Consider the following 21,480-nt stretch of genomic DNA (forward strand, 5'->3'; position numbering starts at 1 on the left):
AAAAGCCCTTTATTCCCGTTTTTCACTGGGATAAAGGTCTTTTTTTGATTAATGAAGCAAAAAAAAAGGCGGGCACTCAATGAAGAGAACCCGCCTATATTTCACTCTACATTACTATGCTTGGAATAAGTCAGCTCGTGGCTTATGGACTGGGTTAATGAATAATCCAAGCATACTGCATCACACAAAACATGTACGCACTGATCAAACAATGAGCTTAACGGCTGGATGCTTTTCGTTTCATGTTCCAAGCGATTTTTCGTTGCTGCCGGAATCAACAAGATCTCATGAGAAACATGCGCTAAATCGGATTGATCATTCGTAGTGATGGAAATCACCCTGCATCCATTTTCCCTGCCTATTTCCGCAACCGAAATCACACTCTTCGTCGAGCCGCTCCCGCTGATGGCTATGATTAGATCGCCTTTTGCTATAGAAGGCGAAATCGTTTCCCCGACTACATAAACATTCAAACCAAGATGCATCAATCGCATCGCAAAGGCTTTAGCCATGAAGCCCGACCTTCCTTCACCTACAATGAAAATCCTCGTCTCCGACTGCAAATGCTTTAGGAGCAAGTCCGTTGCCCCTTCATCCATTTTATGAAATACACCGTTCACTTCCTCTAAAATAACCGCGATTTCTTTTTTCAAACTTCATTCACACCTTTCTCTCTATTCATCGTTTCCTTAAAAAGACGAGCAGCTTCTGCTGGATCTTTTGCTTTTGTGATTGCCGAACCAATTATAATGACATCCGGGCCCTTCCTGATCATTTCAGGCAACGATGAAAGAGTGATCCCCCCTGCTGCCGCTCGCATGTATCCAGTATGATTTCTCATATTGATCATGACTTGATCCGTGTTCTCCTGGCTATCCTTGCTTACATGCTCACAGAATATCGCCTGATTGTAAACCCGTAATTGTTCAAGCCGGGAATCGGAAACATTCAATAAGTCAATCATGATTCTCCCTTTGTATTCACGTGCTTTTTCCAGGCATTTTTGGATGGTTACATCAGTTGCAGCCCCCATCACCGTGGCTACATTTGCCCCGCCTTGAAAGCAAATATCCATTTCGTAAGCCGCATTGTCCATCGTCTTCATGTCTGCAACAATTTTTTTATTAGGAAAATGATTTCTTATTTCTTTAATGCTATTCATGCCGAACTCTTTTATTAGGGAGGTACCCACTTCAATCCAATCAACCGAGGATTCAACTGTTCGGGCCAATTCAATGGCTTCTTCCATCTTCATTCGATCCAATGCCAGCTGGATTATCATGACGAAACCAACTCCACTTGCATGACTGATGTAACCGCTGGCTTTTTAACCATCAATGTGAGTACCGCTGAAATCAATAAAGATCCCGCCATGAAAACATAGGATGCGCCAGGCCCTCCAGTCAATCCATTTAAATATCCGACGAAATAGGCACCTATAAATGAACCAAGCGCCCCCATGCTATTAATCAGGGCCATTGCTCCACCAGCCACATTCCGTGGAAGGATTTCTGGAATGATGGCAAAGAAAGGTCCATAAGGGGCATACATCGCACCGCCAGCAATGACCAACAGCGCATATGAAAGCCAGAAATTCGATGTACCGACCATGAAGGAGCCGAAGAATGCGATTGCCCCAACAAGCAGCGATGTCCAAACGAACGTTTTCCGATTTAATGTTTTATCCGAAAAATAGGATAATGCCAGCATCGAAATGACCGCTAACAAGTAAGGTCCGGAAGAAAGCCAGCCCGTTGCCACGATATCCATATTTGACGCCTGCTTAATGATCGACGGCAGCCACATGACAAATCCATATACCCCAATGCTCCACATGAAGTATTGGACGCTGAGCAAGATGACTTGCTTTGACTTAAAAGCTTCTCTGTAATTTTTCACAGGTTTTAATGCTCTTTGTTCCTCTTGAAGGACAGATTCCATATCTTTCTTTTCTTGATCGGTGAGCCATTTGGCATCTTTGGGACGATCATTCACGACCTTATACCAAATGAACGCCCACAGGACAGCTGGGAGCCCTTCAATGATGAACAGCCATCTCCAGTCGAATGCCTTCAATAAGTAACCGGAAAGGATCGACATCCATAGTACAGTAACAGGATTCCCCAGAATCAAAAAAGTGTTGGCCCGGGAACGTTCTTCTTTTAGGAACCAATGGCTAAGGAAAACGAGCATCGCAGGCATAACAGCGCTTTCAACTACGCCAAGCAAGAAGCGAATTGGATAGAGCCATGCCACACTTGTTGCCATACCTGTCAAAGTAGCAAGCCCCCCCCAGAGAATCAAGCTCCAGAATATAAGAATCTTTGCACTTTTCCTTTCTGCATAATGTGCGCCAGGAACTTGGAAAAAGAAATAACCAAGGAAAAACAGGGCAGCCAGAAAGGAAGAAACACCTGCTGTGATGTTAAGGTCTTCCCCCATCCCTCCCGCTACACCAAACCCATAGTTGGCACGGTCGAGATAGGCAAGACTGTATGTGATGAACACTAAGGGGATTAATCTCATCCACCTTTTTCTTGAAGCAACCTGTAATTGAGAGGTTTTCATGATTGAAGCACTCCTTTTTTCATAAAGTGTTCTAGCTCTTCCCTATTAGGAAGTCCCTCATGATCTCCAGAAGACATCACGGCTTTTGCTCCTATCGCATTTCCCCGTACAACAGCATCTTCATATGAAGAACCTTCCAATAATGCACTGATTACCCCGACAGCAAACCCATCTCCTGCTCCTACCGTATCGACCACTTTCGTGACAGCAAAACCCGGAACTTCTTTCCTTTCATTTTCTGTCGCAAAATATGCACCTTCTTCCCCGAGTTTAATCACCACAAGCTTAACCCCCCGTTCGAGATAGTAACTGGCAATATCCTCTTTGTTCCTGTATCCCGTAAGAATTTCACCCTCCTGTATTCCTGGAAGCAGCCAATCAGCCTCCTCTGCAAACCGATTGACGACGCTGATCATCTCCCTTTCATTCGACCAAAGGGAGGGACGTAGATTTGGATCGAATGATACCGTTACACCCATTTGTTTCATATGATTCAAGACTTGCCACGACAACTCTCTGAAACTGCTGGAAATGGCTGGAGGTATCCCCGTTAAATGAAGGTGCTTAGTTATAGGAAGCCGCTCCAGCGGAAAATCCTCCAGGGAAATCTTACTGGCGCTTGAATTCTTCCTGAAGTATTCAACGACCGGATCTCCTTTCTCGACCTTCGATTTCAGCTGGAATCCTGTTGGATTGAGCGCATCCACTAAAACATGAGCTACATCCACGCCTTCGTTTGTGAGCGTTTTCAAAATCATGCGCCCGAATGAATCATCTCCCACCTTGCTCATCCATGCCGTTCTGATCCCTAACCTTGACAGGCCAATGGCTACATTGGTTTCTGCCCCTGCCACATAACGTTCATAACGTAAGCAGTCTTCAAGGCTCCCTGTCTCATTCGCTATGAACATCGCCATTGCCTCCCCCATCGTCAATACTTTAAGATCGTTCATGGCTAACCTCCTGTTCCATTTTCAAAAGTGAAATATAGGTTTCTATATTTTCCAAGGTTACTGGGAATTCAATTGCCACTGGACAAGTATCACTAAACCTTTCCAATAACTCCATTACCTCAGGCAGAAGCGGCATAGATACCGGCTTTGTCACCCATTCCCCTTTCACCCTCTTCACTTGCTTCAAATGAATGTAGGCTACATATCTCGCTAACTCTTGGGCCGCCTTCAATGGTACCTCTTCTGTATACAGCCAGTTGCCCGTATCAAACGTCAATTCTATCGGAATATCCAACTTTTCGGTACGGCTCAGGAAATGAGCGATTGTATTTACGTTTCCACCGCCAAGCGTTTGATCATTCTCGATCGTGATCTTTAATTCACCATTTTGCAGATTTCTCGCCAAGACCTCATTCACTTGAGTCATATCCGTTTCCGTGAAGTCGTAGTGTCCGAGAGGCAGCTTTAACAATTTTGCCCCGAGTTCATCAGCTTCCCTTACCAATTGCTTAAAGCCTTGTTCATTCATTTGAAGGGTAGATCCAATCAGGAATTCAGGAGCGGAATAATAAATGTCCAAGTTAAGCTCCCTGCAGAGGGTACCCAATTCTTTCAACGAATCATCCGGGGTCAATAGCTCTTTTCTGATTTCGATTCCATCTGCTCCAGCGTTTGCAATCATTTTTATGATTTCAAGATGCCCGAGCGTTTGAACCCTTTCCATCGGTATTGAATTCATGCATACAAAGACTTTCATATTATTCCTCCTAATGAATGTGTTCTCACTAGGTACCGGTACCATTTTTGTGATTAATAAAGTCTTCCATGCTAAGAAGACTTATTTCTGTATATAAGGCGTCGTTTGTCTTACATTCAATTTCGCTTGATACGCCATTGTCTGGGCGGGGAAAACTTGTCCATTAATACGGCGCAAGATCATTTCCATGGCGGCGACCCCGATTTGGTATGTAGGCTGTTCAATCGTTGTAATGCCCGAATAAACAATGGCACTCCAATCTGGATTATCAAAGCCCATCATCGCTAAATCTCTAGGTACCGCCAATTTCTTTTCTTGTAAAAGTAAAATTAACTTTAATAACACCACGCTATTTGCAGTCAATATCACACGTGATACACCTTCAGAATCATCTAAAAAATGCTGGAGCTTTGACTCGACATCAAGTAAATCGTCGACATTTACCTCATACACATCTTTTGAGCTTGGATGACTGTGGCTCATCAATGTTTGCTGAAAGGATAGCCGCCGTTCATACCTCGTGCTAACCTTGCTTGCTGGTTCGCTGAAAAACGCAATTTTCTCATAATTTTGGCCAACCAGATAATTGACCGCTTGTGTAGTCGCCTGGATATTATCCAATCCTACCGTATCAATTTCAAGATCGGGCACTTTCCGATCCAGCAGAATGATCGGTGTCTTTTGGTCTTGCATCTGTTTTAACATGTCGTGATTTCCACCGGTCGTATGAATAATAAGCCCGTCGATTCGATGGGATAGAAGCATATCGAAATATCCTCTTTCCTTCTCCGGGTTATTATCCGAGTTGCAAATCATCAGATTATAACCATTTTGGCTGCATATATCTTCAGCCCCCCTAAGGATGGCCGTCGTATATGGATTGTTGATGTCCGCCACGATGATTCCAATCAAATAACTCTTATTGCTTTTGAGCCCTCTGGCCATGGTGTTTGGACGGTACTCCATTTGGTTGATTGCCAACTCGATTTTCTTACGTGTTTTGTCAGAGAGTTCATTATATCTCCCCCCTAAATAGCGGGAAACAGAAGTTTTGGAAACCCCCGCTTCTCTAGCGACATCGTAAATTGTAACTTTTGAATTTTCTCGTTTAACCATTTCATTCATCCATTCGCGAATTTTGGAACCGGTTCCATTTTTTATAAATATTAACACATTACCAATGAATGTCAATCTTTTTTATTCATATCCCTGCTAAAATCAGGAAAAAGAGCTTTCCTTCCGGTCCGTTCATCCATTCTATAAAACCCTTAACATCAGCCCCCCCACCGAAATCACTCTCCGTTTTTTTTTTAGCCCGTTTGTCATTAACTGACGCTCAAGTAAGTACGATACTGCATATCATAAAATTAACCTTATTAAAGGAGGGGTCTTTATGCCGAAAGGAAAAAAAGGAAAAGGCGGCTCATCTGGCAGCAGCAGCAGCAGCAGCAGCAGCCACAGCAGCAGCCACAGTAGCAGCCACAGTAGCAGTAAATCCACTGGACATAAATCCACTGGACATAAATCCACTGGACATAAATCTACTGGTAGCACTACAACTTCTACTACTACAACTTCTACTTCTACTTCTACTTCTACTTCTACTTCAAGTACATCAACTGGAAGTGGAAAAAAAAGAAGAAGATAGTTAATCTTCTCATGCTTCAACTTGATCAATCTCCGATTGATCAAGTTGAATTTTTTATTCATTACCGATGAAATTTCAAACGTAAAATGCCCTGCTTAAAATCGTTTTGGATTGCCATAAAACAGCTTATAGAAGAGAGGAAGGTGAGTGTATGTCTTATCATATTCCATCTTATTTCTTAACGATAGAAGAAGAAGATTTAGAAGATTTACGTGCGGACGTATGGAGTAATGATTCCATTCCCGCTTATTTGAAAGTGGAAAACGACATTTTTGATATCGATATTGCCTATCGGGGCTCTTATACCCGTAAATTCCGGAAAAGATCCTATTCGATTGATTTCATCGAGCCAGAAAGATTCTTTGACGCCCATAAAATCCATCTCAATGCCGAATACAGAGATCCTTCCCTCATTCGCAATAAACTCTCACTCGATTTCTTCCAAGACCTTGGAGTTCTTTCCCCTAATAGCCAGCATATCAATTTATACCGAAATGGCTCTTGTAAAGGCGTTTATTTACAATTGGATTCTGTCGATGAGTTTTTTTTAGAAAAAAGAGGGCTTCCTGCAGGACCCATTTATTATGCAGTCAACAATCATGCAAACTTTTCATTGGAAAGGGATGGGAAAGCTAAAGAATCCCTTGTGTCAGGCTATAAACAGGCGTTTGGTAAACCTGACGATGATGAATTCCTTATTGAATTGATCAAAAAAATCAATACCACCCCTCTTGCAAAATTTCCAGAAATAATCTCGCAGCATCTTGATATCCATAAATACTTACACTGGCTGGTGGGAGCCGTCTGCACCATGAATAACGATGGTTTTACTCATAATTATGCACTATACCGCAATAGTGAAACGAAGTTATTTGAAATCATTCCTTGGGATTACGATGCCACTTGGGGACGCAAAGTCAGTGGCGGGATCATGGAGCACACATATGTCCCTATCGGAGGAAAACAGACAAATCACCTTAATAATCTGCTCTTGAGGGTTCCGGAATACCGTAAGTTCTACAAAGACCTCTTGGTTGAAACAATGGAAACCACATTCACCGTGGATCATATGGAAAATAAAGTATTATCACTGCACCAGGGCATACGCCCGCACATCCTTCTTGATCCATATAAAAAGAATAAGGTTGATCTATTCGACAAAGAGCCTGAATTCATCTTCGAATTCATTCGCAAACGAAGCGATTACTTAAATAAGCACCTTGTTGACCTGGATGATACAAAACTGAAAGCCAAGCAGAAATGGAAAAAAACAATTGAGGCTGTGTCACCAATCTGCATTAAAAATACGGGGAAATATGGCAGGGGAATATATGCGACAAGGGATATTAAAAAGGATGAACTCATCGAGGCATCACCTGTCATCATTTCACCGAAAAGCGAATGGAAATATTTAAAGAAAACATCACTCTTTTATCACTGTTTTTATTGGGGGGACGAGGATACTGCCATTGCCTTAGGAAATGGATCTCTATTCAATCATTCATACACTCCGAATGCGACGTATGATAATAATTTAGATGATTTAACGATAGACTTTTATGCACATAAAGACATAAAGGCTGGCGAGGAAATCACGATCAATTACAACGGTGAAATTGATGATAAATCTCCCTTATGGTTCGATGTCATCGAGTAAGATATGAAAGAATCCATTTTGAAAGTTTAAAATGGATTCTTTCATTTTACCTTTACATTTTTTTCGGCGCGGAAATTCCCAATAAACTTAGCGCATCCTTCAATACAATCGCTACGGAAAAAGCGAATGAGAGTTTCATTTGTTTCCATTCATCTTCAACTAGAATCTTTGTATGTGCATAATACTTATTGAATGCACGCGATACATGCAAGCTGAATTTTGCGATTTGTGATGGATCGGCTTGTTCAAACGATTTTTGGACAATGCTCGGATATTGCTCCAGCAGCTGGATGACTGGCCACGCATATTCACCTAAAGCTTCAAAAGTGAGGGCCCGCTCTTTAAAGTCACCCTTTTCAAGCAATGAAGAAATTCGCGCATATGTGTACTGTACATATGGACCCGTTTCTCCCTCAAAATTCATCATTTGTTCTAATGAAAAATCAATATCGTTCATGCGGTTATTTTTTAAATCATTAAAAATAACTGCTCCTACACCGACCTGTCCTGCAACCAGTTCTTTCTGTTCAAGCGCTTGATTTTTTTCTTCAATATTGCGCTTCGCAGTTTCGATCGCCTCTGCCAAAACATCCGCAAGGAGCACGACTTTCCCTTTACGTGTCGACATTTTCTTACCGTCTTTTAACATCATTCCAAATGCTACGTGCTGTAAGTCTTTTGACCATTCATACCCCATTTTTTCAATGACGTTGAATAGTTGTTTAAAGTGCAGGGATTGTTCGTTTCCGACAACATAAAATGTTTTCTTAGCCTCATACTGTTTTTTACGATACATGGCGGCAGCTAAATCACGCGTGGCATAAAGTGTTGCACCATCCGTTTTCGTAATCAAACAAGGCGGCATATCTTCCAATTGCACGACATAGGCACCTTCGGATAGGGTAAGTAATCCTTTTTCTTTTAGTTCCCCGACAACCGCATCCATTTTGTCATTGTAAAACGCTTCGCCGGCATAGGAATCAAAACGGATGCCCAATAAATCATAAATGGTCTCAAACTCTTTTAGAGAAGCATCCCTGAACCATTTCCACAATGCCAGTGCTTCCTCGTTCCCATCTTCAAGCGACTTGAAGCTTGCACGTGCTTGTTCATTCAATGATTCATCACTTTCGGCTCTATCATGGAACTTCACATAGATCTTCAATAATTCCTGAATCGGCGAAGCTTCGATTGCCTCTTTGTCTCCCCACAGCTTATACGCGACAATTAACTTGCCGAATTGCGTGCCCCAATCTCCTAAATGATTAATACGCACGGCATTGTAGCCATTTTTTTCGGCGATATTAGCCAGTGCATTCCCTATGACCGTTGAGCGTAAGTGCCCCATGGAAAAAGGCTTGGCAATATTTGGGGAGGAATAATCAATCACGACATTTTCCTGTACAGGCTGCATCGAACCATACTGATCCTTTTCACTTAATACCGTTTGCAGCACGTTTTCCGTCACCATCTGTTGATTAACGAAGATATTCAGATAACCACCCACAACGTTCACTTCTTGGATCAACTTGCTACTTAATTGTTGGGCTATTTCAGACGCAATCACCTGAGGCGATTTTTTGAATTTTTTCGCAAGAGTAAAGCATGGAAAGGCGACATCTCCTAATTCCATCAATTTTGGCTTTTCCATTAATTTTTCTATTTCACTAGCTGGCATTTCATTGTTCAAAGCAGTTGAAATCAATTCTGCAATTGGTTTATTCATCGTCATTTTCCCTCCTAAACAAAAAAGCCCCCGCCTCTAAAAAGAGACGAGAGCATGAATTCCCGTGGTACCACTCTAGTTGCCACAAATCGTGACCACTTTCCATTGTTAACGAGGTGACTCCCCGATATTCCCTACTAAACGGTTCAAGAAATTTCTCCAAAGTGCGCTTCATTCATCCGTCCTGCATTAGGCTCCCACCAACCCTAACTCGCTTGCCATTTCAAAATGAACTACTCTCTTCATCACAGAATTTTCAATATTATAATTTAATCCATCGTACACAATTTAAAAAAACGTGTCAACAGAATTAGCAACAAATCCTAACCAGCCGGTAACTTCATTTTATCCTTGATGGTGGAAAAATATTTCCTTACTGTCCCAATTGTGCCGCTTTGCTGATTAGACGGCTCAATTTTTGATTGACCATCGGCTAACAAACCTAACACTCCCATTTCCCGGCCATTATTGCTGGAAGACTCATCTATAAGTTCTGGGGAAAATATTCGCTTGCCATCCATTATGCTGCGAATCGAGCAAGCTAACTCTTCACCCGGGCTATCCTTCAATAAATAACCACTTACATTAGCCTTTAGTGCGAGTTGAAAATAACCAGTCCTTCGGAATGTCGTTAAAATGACCACTTTACATTCAATTGACCTTAATGCTTCTGCTGCCTCAAGTCCGCTCATAACAGGCATCTCCATATCCATGATACACACATCAGGCTGTAATTGGTGTACAAGAGCCACCGCTTCTTCTCCATTACCGGCTTGCCCGACAATTTCTATATCTTCTTCAAGATTGAGTAGAGAACTTATTGCCTCTAACAGCATTTGCTGATTCTCTGCAATGACAATTCGAATCATTTTAAGTTCTCTCCTTTATCGAGTTCCTTATATGAAACAAAGACTCCCCCAAATCCGAGGATTATTAAGGGAGTCTGGAATGATACATGAACGTTACAGTTCAGATTTCACTTGAGCGGGAACACTTTTTTTCGTTAAATATTTTATATCTTTGAAACCGATAAAATTCTTGGATTCCTCATCCCATAAACGGAAACGGAGCGAGCGCAAGCTTGTCGCAAGAGTAATAGTTGGAACGTTCTCTAAAGGCTGCGTATTGTTGTGCGCCATTTCCAATTTATAGTTAGGTACCCTTGGACTTAAATGGTGAACATGATGGTAACCGATATTACCAGTAAGGAACTGCATTAGTTTTGGAAGCTTATAAAAGGAGCTTCCTTCCACTGCCGCCAGTACATATTCCCACTCCTCATTTTCTTCAAAATAAGAGTCCTCAAATGTATGCTGGACGTAAAACAGCCAAATGCCGACTGAACCAGAAATCATGAAAATGGAACCTTGTACCAGAAGGAACGATTGCCAGCCTACTGCCAGACAAAGCAATGCTGCTAAAATGACGATTAATGCATTCGTCAAATACGTATTATTTTTTTCCTTCTTTCTAGCGCCTTTACGGTTAAATCTATTTTTAAGAAGGAAAACATAAATTGGTCCCAAACCGAACATAACAATTGGATTGCGATAAAAACGATAGGCAAAACGAAGTTTAAACGGTGCAGCCAAATACTCATCGACAGTAAGGGTCCAAATATCCCCTGTACCCCGCTTATCCAAATTACCGCTTGTTGCGTGATGCACAGAATGCTCATGTCCCCATTGATCAAACGGGAATAAAGTCAAAACACCCATGATCGTACCGACCGCTCTATTCGCACGGCGGTTTTTGAAAAATGAATGATGCGTACAATCATGAAATATGATGAATATTCTTGTCAAGAAGCCAGCAGCAATCACAGCAGGAATTAAAGCTAACCAATAAGAAACGGAAAGACTTATATATGCTAGGTACCATAAAATAATGAATGGCCCCAAGGTATTGATGATCTGCCATATACTTTGCTTTGTCGTTGATTGTTCAAAAGGAGCAATTTGTTTTCTCAAGTTTTTCGTATTTTGCAAGGTCATTAGTCAATTGCACTTCCTTTTATTTGTCGTTATTTCTTAGTATAAAGAAAACAACCTGATATTATTAGTACCAGGTGTCATGACTAGAAGATGACAAATGTCATGTACAGGTCATTCCCGGAGGCAAACGTAAAAAAGGCCAACCAGGAAGAACCGGTTAACCTGTTCACATATATAGGATTTCGTTATCGTCCTCTAATAAGGCTTGGTAACATTATTTAACAATACAACAGTAAGTAAAATAATTTTAGAGAGATGCCTATTATCCACATATGCTACTTATGATAGGCTTAGACTATAAGGATTTACCATTTGAAAAGCTGTAAAGGGGGATTAAAATGGATAAGGAAACAGAGAAAATAATTGTAAAATCATTTTTCACCAAAAGGCTCCAAGATAGAGTTCTGTTCGAATTGTCTTCAAACAAGAAACGCAAAGATGCCTTAAGTCGACTTTGTCATACTTACAGAACGACTCTTCGTGAAGAATTTATCATGGAGATTTCAAAACCTAATTCAGATCCAGTAGGTATAGTTAAGTTACTGAAACAGAATGGTGCTGGACACTCTTGTTATGTAATATCCTGGGATGAAGATATTGATGGTATGGAAATCCCCTTATTGACCGCCTTAGAAAAAGTTGTTGGGATGGGAATGCCGGCAATCATATCCTGTATTCCAAATAAACTCGCTTATTTTGAAGCCGAACAAGAAGTCCTTCCATCTCCAAGATTTTTGCTTAAAAGAAACCATATATAATTGCATACACAAATAGGACTACCAATTTTTTAGTCCCATTTCAAGTGAAATATCAACATCAATCTTTAGTCACTCCCCTTTTAAAAATAAATAAAGACCATAATCCGTCGAAGTAGAGGCATAACCCATTTGGCGCAACATGGCCGTGATATTGCCACGGTGATATGTTCCGTGATTCACGACATGCGGAATCAATTCGGCAACACTTGTTTTCATTAGACCGCCAGCTGGATTCTCAATTATAAGAGGCTTATCTACAATTTCTTTTTGACTAAGCAGCGATTTGTACCGCTCGGACAACTCAAAAAACATGGCCTCCATTTCTTCTAATTCCTTTGACTCTATATGTTCCTTCAGTTGTTCAGCCAGCACCAATGCATGTTTCATGCTTTTACCGGAAAAAACCTCCACCCACCCCAGATCGGAAAGATACACATGGGCCATCACACTCGATATCGATGGAAACACACTTTGTACTTCTTGATGGTAAACATCCTTTGGAATCTCTTTTAAACGGTTGAAAATCTGATCATTTGCCCATAAGTTGAAATCATAAAACTGTAATGCAAAATGTGACATATTAAATCTCCCCTTCTTCATATATGGACTAGAGATAACGAATTAATTGTCCTTCATACCGAATATTCCGTCCTTCAGTGAAATAATTCGACCTACGCAAGGATAAATTCGACCTACACATGAATTAATTCGACCTACGAACAGATTTATTCAACCCACATAAAGGTTAGACATGCCTTTCCACAATGTACCTCTATTTTAAAGCTATTCTCCATAGTAAACTAGTAAAGTTAAATTTTACAAAGGGGAATAAAATAATTGTGAAAAAATTCTATAGATGTTTTATTATGTTAACACTTCTTTGTATGTGTCTCTTTCCAACCAGTGGTCATTCATCAAGTAAAACCCAATCCATAGCTTCTGTTAAAGTGGACAATACAAAAGTGTTTAGTTCTCCTAAATTAGGTTCTACTCTATTAAAGACCTTAAAGAAGGGCGAGGAGTTTCCCATCATTTCTTCTTCCGTTGGGGATTCCGCTGGGCCCATCATTCATAAAGTGAAGACTGGAAACACACTATGGAAAATAGCAAATCAATATGGTGTTTCAGTAAGTGAGCTGCAAAAAGTAAATAAATTAGCTTCTTCTGAAATAACGGTTGGCCAAAGCCTGAAGATTCCCCAGAAATATAAGATCCATAAGGTTGTATCAGGAGATACATTGTGGAAGATTTCTACTAAATACAAGGTAACAACAAGTGATTTGACGAAATTAAATAACTTACATACGGTTACCCTTAAAGTCGGCCAAAAATTGAAGGTTCCGGATTATTACTGCCAGGTTCAATTGCTTGGCGGAAAAAAGGGCTGGGTAAAGAAATCCCAGCTTCAAAAAAAGGCGCAAAACCGTATCGTCATGGGCTGGAAGCATAATGGATCGAAAGAAAACTATACGCAGCAACTTAAACAACCCAATTTGAATGTAGTATCTCCCCGCTCTTATACGCTGACGGATACCGGTCATTACGTTTCCGTTTCTGTAGATACAAATTACATCCAAGCTGCACATAAACAAGGAAAACAAGTTTGGCAGCTTATCGGGAATAAATTTGACCCCGTTTTAACTGATTCCGTACTAGGCAATACAAAAAAACGCCAGAAATTAGTTTCAGCTTTACGGGATTCACTTGTTAAAACGAAAAGTGACGGAATAAATGTAGATTTCGAAAACATCGATCCAAAAAATAAGAAGGACTTTGTACTTTTCATAGGCGAATTGAAAAAGGCACTAAAACCGCATGGAATTAAAGTATCTGTGGATGTCACCCGAGAAAATGAAGACCCTTTTTGGTCAAAAAGTCTGGATAGGAAAGCACTTGGCAAAATAGCAGACTACATCATCATAATGGGTTATGACGAGCATTGGGGAGGGAGCCCAGTAGCCGGGTCCGTTTCCTCGTTACCTTGGATCAAAGAAGGAACCAAGCTTTTAATGAAAGAAGTACCTGCCCATAAAATCATATTGGCTGTACCCTTTTATACGAGAGAATGGGTGACCGATTTATCGACCAAAAAAGTGAAAAGTCATGACCGTACCATGGCTGAGGTCAACAAAATCATTTCATCTCATAAACTTAAAAAGGTTTGGGATATAAAGACTCAACAAAATTACGTGGAGTATATCTCCAAAGGGGAAAAGCATCAAATATGGATCGAAGATAAAAAATCGATGAAGCTCCGTATTGACCTGGTAAAACAAAATCATCTAGGCGGTTCAGCTGCTTGGTACATTGGGTCAGAAACCCCTGACATTTGGGATGTCTATCATTTTAATCAATAGGTAAATGGATAAATGAAAAAGGCCTCACATTGTGTGCGGCCTTTTCTGCATGACATCATTTTCAGTCGGTCTAGTCGTCTTAAGTGAATAGACCACCCCAATAAATATCAAGGAAATACCCAGAATTTGAATACCGTCCGGTTTAAATCCTGAAAGCAGGATATCCAAAAGGATGGCCACTGCCGGATCGACAAATATCATGAAAGATACTACATTTGTAGGCAAATGGCGGATACTATTAAAAAACAGCAAATACACGACGCCCGTATGGATGATGCCGGTCAGCACCGTATAAAACCATTCGGAAGCTTTTAACGTTGTATATACGGAATAATCGACAAAAGGAATCAGAACTAAAAACCCAATGAACATTTGCAAAAATGTAGTCGCATATACACTGGTCTTTGCAATGCTCTTTCCTAATAGCATGGTTGCCGCATAGAAAAAGGCCGCAATGATCCCATACATGATGCCCTCCCATTCAGGAGATGATGATCGAAATCCATCTGTTCCCATAATGAGTAATGTGCCAATGAAGCAAAGGGAAATCGCCAAGATGGAGAATACATTCATTTTCTCCCTAAAGATGAAGCTCCCGATAATGAGTACAATGATCGGCGCTAAATGATAAAGCGAAATGGCGATTGTCACCGATATCTGCTCAAAAGACTTAAAGAGGAATATCCAGTTTAACAAGTTGGTCACCGCACAAAAAATGATGAGCATTACCTCTCTACCATTCCATGTTTCATTCTTGAAATGTCCGGTGATCATCCAGGCTGCACATAAGAATAGGGCAGCACAAATACAGCGAACAAAAACCAGCTCCAATGCAGGAAGTCCTGTTAGTTCCGAAAAGAAACCGACAGAACCAAAGATTGTCATGGCTAGAGACAGTTGAAGAAGTGCTATTTTATTCATTTCATTTCCCCTCATAAAATTTCCAGTTTTTACATTCATACTATCATTTCTCAGGCATGCGGTCACGAGTAATGATATTTGCCCACATTTCATCAGGAATACTTAATTTACATCTGCTATCGCGCGGCAAGGCTGTCATGATCTCATCTTCCCTGCCTTCCTTAATTTTTGCGGCCAAGCCCGGTTCCACCTAAAATGAAAAAACAAGAATCCCCTTTTCATGAAAAGGGGATTCTTTCCGTGCCAGTGATCATCCCAAGAATAAATCCAGCAGATTACTGCCTGCAGATGACTGCCTATTATAAAACTCCGAATAACCGCACTGCTTGCAATACACAACCGTAAATTGATTATTCTGGACATCGAACATTTTTGACAAGCCTGTTCCTGTCATGGCTACATCCTTCTTGGCAGCATCATTGCTTCCGCATTTCATACAACCCTTTTCGCTCATGATCCTTCATCTCCCAATTTATTAAAATGATAAATGCCGATAAATACCGGAGCTTCCCAGCGCCGTTCATACTTACATATACGGATAACCTGGATAAATGGTTTCGGAATTCATGCAAAAATATGTAAATTCCATTGTGTACTGTTTTATTGGCTGCTTTTTTTATTACGGTTAAATTTTATGGTAGGCAAAGCATTATACACACTAATTGCAAAATAATAGAGTAAAATCATATGCATAGCATCACTTATAGGAACGGGGGTATCATCAAGCTTAAAATTAGCAAATAATGCATATACCCCAACAAATATGATCGGATAAATGATGTAATGATAGATGAAATTTTTTATGAACATATTCTTTATCGTATCGCTTTCTTATTTACTTAAACGGCCAAATTCTTTAATATGGACCTCCCCATGTAAAAGGGGGGTTTTTCTTATTATTATTATATATTTGGTCCCTCCACAGGTAGAAACTGTCTTCCTCAAAAAAAGAAAAGCTCTGTAGAAAATCCCATTCCACAAAGCTTTCTTCAAATCTATTAGTATTTTACAAAGATAGATTAGTGACAGGCCGTTTTATCCAGCATTATGATATTTCTTCTAATATTATATGAGTAATCAAAGGTCTATATCATTAAACGCCACTTTAAATGGTATAGAATTTAATGTGCCTTCTTCGATTAAATCAAATACACTTTTATACTCTTGAGAAAAACTCTCACTAACCAAAGTTAGGAAAAAAAGACCTTTATTTTGGCTTATCCAGTATTCATTATCTTGGAAATTAAAAACAAATTCTTCACCATTTAATAATCTTTCTGTTAGCTCAGCTAATGTCAATTATTACTCACCTCATCTTCATTTCCTAATTTTAATTTCAATACCATTTACCTCTTTTTCCGCTAGTAATTTTATGTCTATGTGATACTTTAGTTTGTTGCTTCGCATTCCCATGATAAGTATAATCAATATCAACTTTAGGTTTTCCGTTTTTGAAATCATTAAATGACATCTGCATCATCCAATCGTATTTCACCGACCCTTCCACCTGGAACACACCAAAATTCTAAGGTAATATTTCGTTTATGGTCAATGTATCCGATAATGTCGGCTCCCTGTTCATAACTTTTATAATAATGATCTCCGTACTTCTTAAGAACGTCCGCTTTCTTACTTCCTAATTTAATACCTTTGCTTGTTTGAAGAGCGTTTTCATATAGAGCGTCGTCCGTACTTGAAATGATCAACCGCATGATTTTCCCTTTTTCCTCGTCTTTATTGATAGAGGCCGTTTTTAACCCGCCTTTCCAATAATAATAATCATATGTATGATTATTATCTTGATCGATGGGTTCACCATATTCCCTAATGAATTCCGGACTCGATATGTTATCCAACACTTTGAATCCCCCGATAGATTCATCGGACAAATCTGTTGATTTTGTTAATTTTTCAGAGAATGCCGAGTACATATAGAAACCTAATGCTGTTCCAATAATAAGAAGAACAATGACTACCTTTCGTTTATCATGCCTTTTCCCCATCATTAATCTGCTCCATCTCTATCAGATTATTTCCGCGCAGCCGGAATTAAATAGTGTATTGTACATATGTAAATGGAGCTACTGACTAGCAAATAGGTAAGAACTGATTCCCATTACGCCCCCTCCGCCTATCCCGATCACTACGCCAGCAACTGTCCATTGTGATATCATCATGCCTATTAGAAATAAAGATAATCCGATAAGCCCAATGAATAAAACCTTATTTTTATTCATTTTCCACCCCTATACCCAACTGAATATCCTCATATTATCTTATACGGATAATTTTGGATAAAAGTTTCACTTTATGCCAGATTCTAAGCAGCAACATGCCAGTCGCATATGAAAAACCGAAATCAGCCACTGATTTCGGTTTTTCGCTCTATTTAATTCGTGATATCTTTTTTCTGGAAGAAGAAGAAAGTTAGCGCTAAAAAGATAAGATAATAGATTCCCAGTACACCCATCGAGAATCCAAGTGTCGCTCCATCGAACATTTCTATCGTTCCGGAAATATAACCCCTTAAATCGAGGTGGGGGAATAAGACGAATTTTAACCACTCGTATTTACCGATGAATGATTGAATGACCATATTTAATGTCGAAGAAGCAAATAGGATGAAAATCGATATGCCTACTGCAAGTGCTTGGTTTTTAAATAATGTGCTTAACATGAAAGCGATGGTCGTGATGACTAAGAATCCTGGTATCCAGTAAACGATCATGTCCACGAAATATTCGCCGACCACCACCGGACTGAATTCACCGAAAGATGCTGGATCTAGAATTTTGTCTGAATACGAGCCATTGCCAAAGAAGATGATGCCGATTAGATAACTGAATATAATTAGGCTCGCAAGTAATAACGCTGCAAATAACAAGGAAGTAATATATTTGGAAAGCAGGATCTTCCAACGTTTATAAGGCCTGATCAACAGTTGTTTAATGGTGCCATCCGAAAATTCCGAGGAAACGAGCGAGCTGCAAACAATAACGACGAATAAAGTGACAAATGATGTTAATGATGTAGTCCATTCCGCCATATAGGTCCAATTCGTGTTTAAGTCAGGGTTTATATTATCAGCCAACATCTGCTTGTTGAGATTAATCTCTTCCATGATCATGGCTTTTTCATCTTCACTGATTTCCTTGGCTTCCAAAGCCTTTTGCTGTTCTTGTATATCTGCCTTTAACTCTTGCTTCCAATCTTTACTCGTTTCTTCGGGACTTAATTTATAATCGATGACCGCAGCCCCTAATGCTGCCAATAATAGAAAAGCGATGAATATATAAGTTGATACTTTTGAAAAGATTTTCATCCATTCATTTTTTACTAAGGACATCATACAGACTCCCTCATTTCCTGCTCAGTGATTTCGAAGAATTTATCTTCCAGTGATTTTCTCGTAATGCCAATTTCATAGACATCGAGTTGATTTTCAATAAAACTCCTATTAATATTGGCCGTTTGTTCCCGGGTGGCCGATACGGAGATTGTCTTCGCACCATTTTTTAGAATCGTAATATCCGCAAACTTTTCTTGAAGGATTTTTTTAGCTAGCTTCCCATCACTGACGGTGAATGACACTTCATTGATCGTTTCGGTTTTTTCATCAAAAATATGTTCTTTCGTATGGATCAGTTTTCCCTTTTCGATAACGGCAAAACTATCGCACATCAATTGCATTTCCGATAGTAAATGTGAGGAAATCAATATTCCGACGCCTTCACTTGCCAGTACTTTCAAGTAATCACGAAACTCGCGGATCCCTTGCGGATCCAAGCCATTCGTCGGTTCATCAAAAATCAATAACGACGGTTTATGTAAAATGGCCTGTGCCACGCCAAGGCGCTGACGCATACCCAATGAATATGTTTTAACCTTCTTATCGATGGCATGATCCAGTTTGACAAGCTTAATGACCTCTTCTATTCTCTCATTGGATATGTCATTGGATGACATTCGGGCATAATGCAGGATATTCTTTCTGCCTGTCATGTACTTGTAAAACTCCGGATTTTCAACAATGGCCCCCAATTGATTCATTGCACCTTCGAAATCATGATCGAGGTCACTTCCATTGATCATGACAGTACCGCCCGTACGATTGATCAGACCTGTGATCATACGGATGATCGTGGTCTTACCAGCTCCATTCGGACCAAGCAAACCAAATATTTCATTGCTTTTTATTTCAAAGCTTACATTGTCTACGATGGTTGCTTTTCCAATTTTTTTAGTTAAGGATTGAACCTTAAGAACCGATTCAGACATATAATACCTTCCTTTTTTATAATTTTCCAAAATCATACAAATTCAACATTACCATATTATGCATATGATTACTATACTGATATTCTTCTAATTGGATATATTGAACCAATGCCTCCGCCGGCGTCAACTTCCCGCCCCCATTATCATAAACACTGCCCTCACTTTTTTTCTTCGAAATAGCAACAACTCCCATATATCGTTACCATTTAATACGATTTCACAAGAATAAAGTTTCAGGATTATTTTATCTAATAAGGAAAATTCATCATAACTTAAGCAATATATAGGTAAATCCGATTGAAATGGCCAGACCCAATGCAAAAAGAAGGATTTTTCTAATAATGGAAGGTAAAAGCTTATATATCATCATTAAAATTACATCGATGAAATTCATTGGTATGCCTATCTCTTTGATCTCTTTCTTTTTTCCAAAAATGGAGAACCACATTACAAAAATACCGCATAAAATAAAAATGATGGAAAAAATCTTATATCCCATTGTCTGTCACCCGTTTCCTCATAGGCTAAACGATATTATTATTATTATTTTTTATTATTATCTCATCTTTCAAGTTTCAAAATGAATTCCTCAACCTCTTTGCCTCTTGCACGGGAATAACCTTTGTCTTCATCAAATCTTTCAAATCCGCATTTCTCCAGCACCCTGATGGAACCAAGATTATCCTTGGCTGCGCGGGCATATAGAGGGCGGACTTTTATTTTCGGCTAAAAATGGAGCAGTGCACCTGTAGCGATACCTATACCCCAATATTGCTTCCCGATCCAATAACTCACTTCCGGGTTACCAAACTGTTCAAACTTGAGAATGCTGCCCGCAACACATCCGTTGTGGATTATCGTCATTTTTTGAATATCCCGGTTCGAAAAGATGTTCTTCCAGTGTGTCAAAAAAGCCGCCTTATCTGATGGATCTTTAGATGTGAAAGCAGCCATATAGTTTGCGGCAGGATCAATTGCTGCTCGAAAAAGATAGGAAGATCACTCTCATTGACCTCCCGCAGCCGGACTCCTTCGTCATTGATATGCAATCCCATAAACTCACCCTCCCCACCAAAATATAAGCTTCATTAAAACCAGAAAAAACGAAGACTCTGCCATCTTCGGCGCGGTTTCATTCCTTTATCATACTATACTTTCCTTCGAACGCTTATTTCTCAATATGTTTTATGACGTCAGACAAGCTCTTATCCGCCATGGAACGGAGGCGTAAATGATGATTTTCAAAAGCTAAAGCTTCCGTCACGGGATTAGGAACGATCACACATTTTAAACCAGCAGTCAGGGCCGATTGAAGCCCATTTAACGAATCTTCAAATGCTACGGCTTCTGTAGGCTGAATGGCTAGGATCTCAATTGCCTTTACATACAAATCAGGTGCCGGTTTAACTTTATCAACATCATCCCCCGTGATGATCACTTCAAAATAGTGTAACAGTCCGAGTTTCCCCAAATGTTGAGTGACCCACTCTTTTGTCGAGCTTGAAGCGAGGGCGATTGTATATCCATTTCTCTTTGCTTCTTCTAAATAATCCTTTACACCTTCACGCGCCTGTGCTGTTTTCATTTTTACTTCATGGAGGCTTTTTGCTTTGGATTCAATTTCCTCAATATTGCACCTTTCCCCCAGCTGATCCTTGAAGTACTGATTTAGTTCAGTATTACCGGTACCGATACATTTTACGAAATGTTCGAGAGGCAAATCAGATTCATAAAAAGCCATCGTTTCTTTATAGGCCTCATACCAAACCGTTTCCGTGTCTAAAATTAAACCATCAAAGTCGAAGATAACTGCCTTAATCAAATGATTTCCTCCTTTAATCTTACAATAGAATTTCCATTAAC

At 39.9% G+C, this 21,480-nt stretch carries 25 protein-coding genes, 2 pseudogenes and 1 other annotated feature; of the genes and pseudogenes, 4 read left to right on the top strand and 23 right to left on the bottom strand.

Annotation, left to right across the window (positions count from 1 at the left end; genetic code table 11):
- Window positions 1–101: 101 nt before the first annotated feature.
- The 7 genes from hxlB to ACFVS1_RS17470 form a co-directional block, all read right to left on the bottom strand.
- Entirely contained in the window at window positions 102–653 is a 552-nt protein-coding gene (hxlB, locus tag ACFVS1_RS17440; protein ID WP_387549064.1) for a 6-phospho-3-hexuloisomerase, read from the bottom strand.
- Window positions 650–1,282, bottom strand: a complete 633-nt coding sequence (hxlA, locus tag ACFVS1_RS17445; protein ID WP_387549066.1) for a 3-hexulose-6-phosphate synthase — start codon at window positions 1,280–1,282, stop codon at window positions 650–652. The genes hxlB and hxlA overlap by 4 nt, the downstream gene beginning before the upstream one ends.
- On the bottom strand, window positions 1,279–2,568 hold the full coding sequence (locus tag ACFVS1_RS17450; protein WP_387549068.1) for an MFS transporter: 1,290 nt from the start codon (window positions 2,566–2,568) through the stop codon (window positions 1,279–1,281). Before ACFVS1_RS17450 ends, hxlA begins: the two co-directional genes overlap by 4 nt.
- Window positions 2,565–3,521 (bottom strand): sugar kinase, encoded by a 957-nt coding sequence (locus tag ACFVS1_RS17455; protein WP_387549070.1) that lies wholly within the window; start codon window positions 3,519–3,521, stop codon window positions 2,565–2,567. The genes ACFVS1_RS17450 and ACFVS1_RS17455 overlap by 4 nt, the downstream gene beginning before the upstream one ends.
- A complete protein-coding gene (locus tag ACFVS1_RS17460; protein WP_387549072.1) occupies window positions 3,508–4,278 on the bottom strand; it encodes a sugar phosphate isomerase/epimerase family protein in 771 nt (256 codons plus the stop codon). The genes ACFVS1_RS17455 and ACFVS1_RS17460 overlap by 14 nt, the downstream gene beginning before the upstream one ends.
- A gap of 81 nt (window positions 4,279–4,359) precedes the next feature.
- A complete protein-coding gene (locus tag ACFVS1_RS17465) occupies window positions 4,360–5,394 on the bottom strand; it encodes a LacI family DNA-binding transcriptional regulator (protein ID WP_387549074.1) in 1,035 nt (344 codons plus the stop codon).
- Window positions 5,395–5,637: 243 nt separating this feature from the next.
- Window positions 5,638–5,946 (bottom strand): hypothetical protein, encoded by a 309-nt coding sequence (locus ACFVS1_RS17470; RefSeq protein ID WP_387549076.1) that lies wholly within the window; start codon window positions 5,944–5,946, stop codon window positions 5,638–5,640.
- 131 nt (window positions 5,947–6,077) lie between these two features.
- On the opposite strand from ACFVS1_RS17470, the pseudogene ACFVS1_RS17475 reads away from it, so the two are divergent.
- Both ACFVS1_RS17475 and ACFVS1_RS17480 read left to right on the top strand, forming a co-directional pair.
- Window positions 6,078–7,148, top strand: a pseudogene (locus tag ACFVS1_RS17475) (CotH kinase family protein); the annotation flags it as partial.
- Between the two features lie 60 nt (window positions 7,149–7,208).
- Window positions 7,209–7,583, top strand: coding sequence for an SET domain-containing protein (locus ACFVS1_RS17480; protein ID WP_352927328.1), 375 nt, complete (start codon window positions 7,209–7,211; stop codon window positions 7,581–7,583).
- Window positions 7,584–7,635: 52 nt separating this feature from the next.
- Here the strand turns inward: ACFVS1_RS17480 and argS are convergent, their stop codons facing one another.
- From argS to desA, 3 genes are all read right to left on the bottom strand, one after another.
- Window positions 7,636–9,315 carry an arginine--tRNA ligase gene (gene argS / locus ACFVS1_RS17485; RefSeq protein ID WP_387549078.1) on the bottom strand — a complete coding sequence of 560 codons (1,680 nt, stop codon included), beginning with the start codon at window positions 9,313–9,315 and terminating at the stop codon, window positions 7,636–7,638.
- Window positions 9,316–9,348: 33 nt separating this feature from the next.
- Window positions 9,349–9,567 (bottom strand) — a binding site (T-box leader).
- Window positions 9,568–9,632: 65 nt separating this feature from the next.
- On the bottom strand, window positions 9,633–10,178 hold the full coding sequence (locus ACFVS1_RS17490; RefSeq protein ID WP_352927238.1) for a response regulator: 546 nt from the start codon (window positions 10,176–10,178) through the stop codon (window positions 9,633–9,635).
- Between the two features lie 93 nt (window positions 10,179–10,271).
- Window positions 10,272–11,303 carry a Delta(5) desaturase DesA gene (gene desA, locus ACFVS1_RS17495; RefSeq protein WP_352927241.1) on the bottom strand — a complete coding sequence of 344 codons (1,032 nt, stop codon included), beginning with the start codon at window positions 11,301–11,303 and terminating at the stop codon, window positions 10,272–10,274.
- 338 nt (window positions 11,304–11,641) lie between these two features.
- Here desA and ACFVS1_RS17500 point away from each other — a divergent pair, with 338 nt between their 5' ends.
- Window positions 11,642–12,061, top strand: a complete 420-nt coding sequence (locus ACFVS1_RS17500; protein WP_387549081.1) for a hypothetical protein — start codon at window positions 11,642–11,644, stop codon at window positions 12,059–12,061.
- Between the two features lie 69 nt (window positions 12,062–12,130).
- On the opposite strand, the gene ACFVS1_RS17505 is transcribed toward ACFVS1_RS17500, so the two are convergent.
- On the bottom strand, window positions 12,131–12,640 hold the full coding sequence (locus tag ACFVS1_RS17505; protein ID WP_387549083.1) for a DinB family protein: 510 nt from the start codon (window positions 12,638–12,640) through the stop codon (window positions 12,131–12,133).
- Window positions 12,641–13,023: 383 nt separating this feature from the next.
- Between ACFVS1_RS17505 and ACFVS1_RS17510 the strand changes: the two genes are divergently transcribed.
- Complete coding sequence (locus ACFVS1_RS17510) at window positions 13,024–14,418, top strand: LysM peptidoglycan-binding domain-containing protein (RefSeq protein WP_387549085.1); 1,395 nt, start codon at window positions 13,024–13,026, stop codon at window positions 14,416–14,418.
- A 24-nt stretch (window positions 14,419–14,442) separates the two neighbouring features.
- On the opposite strand, the gene ACFVS1_RS17515 is transcribed toward ACFVS1_RS17510, so the two are convergent.
- From ACFVS1_RS17515 to ACFVS1_RS17570, 12 genes and pseudogenes are all read right to left on the bottom strand, one after another.
- The gene (locus ACFVS1_RS17515; protein ID WP_387549087.1) at window positions 14,443–15,339 is read right to left on the bottom strand and encodes a DMT family transporter; all 897 of its coding nucleotides are present in this window, start codon (window positions 15,337–15,339) and stop codon (window positions 14,443–14,445) included.
- A 43-nt stretch (window positions 15,340–15,382) separates the two neighbouring features.
- Complete coding sequence (locus ACFVS1_RS17520; protein WP_387549089.1) at window positions 15,383–15,517, bottom strand: hypothetical protein; 135 nt, start codon at window positions 15,515–15,517, stop codon at window positions 15,383–15,385.
- Between the two features lie 72 nt (window positions 15,518–15,589).
- The gene (locus ACFVS1_RS17525; RefSeq protein ID WP_034304303.1) at window positions 15,590–15,793 is read right to left on the bottom strand and encodes a zinc ribbon domain-containing protein; all 204 of its coding nucleotides are present in this window, start codon (window positions 15,791–15,793) and stop codon (window positions 15,590–15,592) included.
- A 623-nt stretch (window positions 15,794–16,416) separates the two neighbouring features.
- Window positions 16,417–16,638, bottom strand: coding sequence for a hypothetical protein (locus tag ACFVS1_RS17530; RefSeq protein ID WP_387549091.1), 222 nt, complete (start codon window positions 16,636–16,638; stop codon window positions 16,417–16,419).
- Between the two features lie 161 nt (window positions 16,639–16,799).
- On the bottom strand, window positions 16,800–17,345 hold the full coding sequence (locus ACFVS1_RS17535; protein WP_387549093.1) for a hypothetical protein: 546 nt from the start codon (window positions 17,343–17,345) through the stop codon (window positions 16,800–16,802).
- 75 nt (window positions 17,346–17,420) lie between these two features.
- A complete protein-coding gene (locus ACFVS1_RS17540) occupies window positions 17,421–17,576 on the bottom strand; it encodes a hypothetical protein (RefSeq protein WP_352927269.1) in 156 nt (51 codons plus the stop codon).
- A gap of 152 nt (window positions 17,577–17,728) precedes the next feature.
- The gene (locus tag ACFVS1_RS17545; RefSeq protein WP_387549095.1) at window positions 17,729–18,685 is read right to left on the bottom strand and encodes an ABC transporter permease; all 957 of its coding nucleotides are present in this window, start codon (window positions 18,683–18,685) and stop codon (window positions 17,729–17,731) included.
- Complete coding sequence (locus ACFVS1_RS17550) at window positions 18,685–19,617, bottom strand: ABC transporter ATP-binding protein (RefSeq protein ID WP_387549097.1); 933 nt, start codon at window positions 19,615–19,617, stop codon at window positions 18,685–18,687. Before ACFVS1_RS17550 ends, ACFVS1_RS17545 begins: the two co-directional genes overlap by 1 nt.
- A gap of 16 nt (window positions 19,618–19,633) precedes the next feature.
- Window positions 19,634–19,810 (bottom strand): hypothetical protein, encoded by a 177-nt coding sequence (locus tag ACFVS1_RS17555; protein WP_387549099.1) that lies wholly within the window; start codon window positions 19,808–19,810, stop codon window positions 19,634–19,636.
- A gap of 72 nt (window positions 19,811–19,882) precedes the next feature.
- Entirely contained in the window at window positions 19,883–20,116 is a 234-nt protein-coding gene (locus ACFVS1_RS17560) for a hypothetical protein (protein WP_387549101.1), read from the bottom strand.
- Window positions 20,117–20,178: 62 nt separating this feature from the next.
- A pseudogene (locus ACFVS1_RS17565) lies at window positions 20,179–20,672 on the bottom strand (GNAT family N-acetyltransferase).
- Between the two features lie 113 nt (window positions 20,673–20,785).
- The gene (locus tag ACFVS1_RS17570) at window positions 20,786–21,436 is read right to left on the bottom strand and encodes an HAD family hydrolase (protein WP_352927331.1); all 651 of its coding nucleotides are present in this window, start codon (window positions 21,434–21,436) and stop codon (window positions 20,786–20,788) included.
- Window positions 21,437–21,480: the final 44 nt, after the last annotated feature.

Origin of the sequence: Peribacillus sp. NPDC058075 (genome assembly GCF_042885195.1) — a bacterium.
Lineage (GTDB): Bacteria > Bacillota > Bacilli > Bacillales > DSM-1321 > Peribacillus.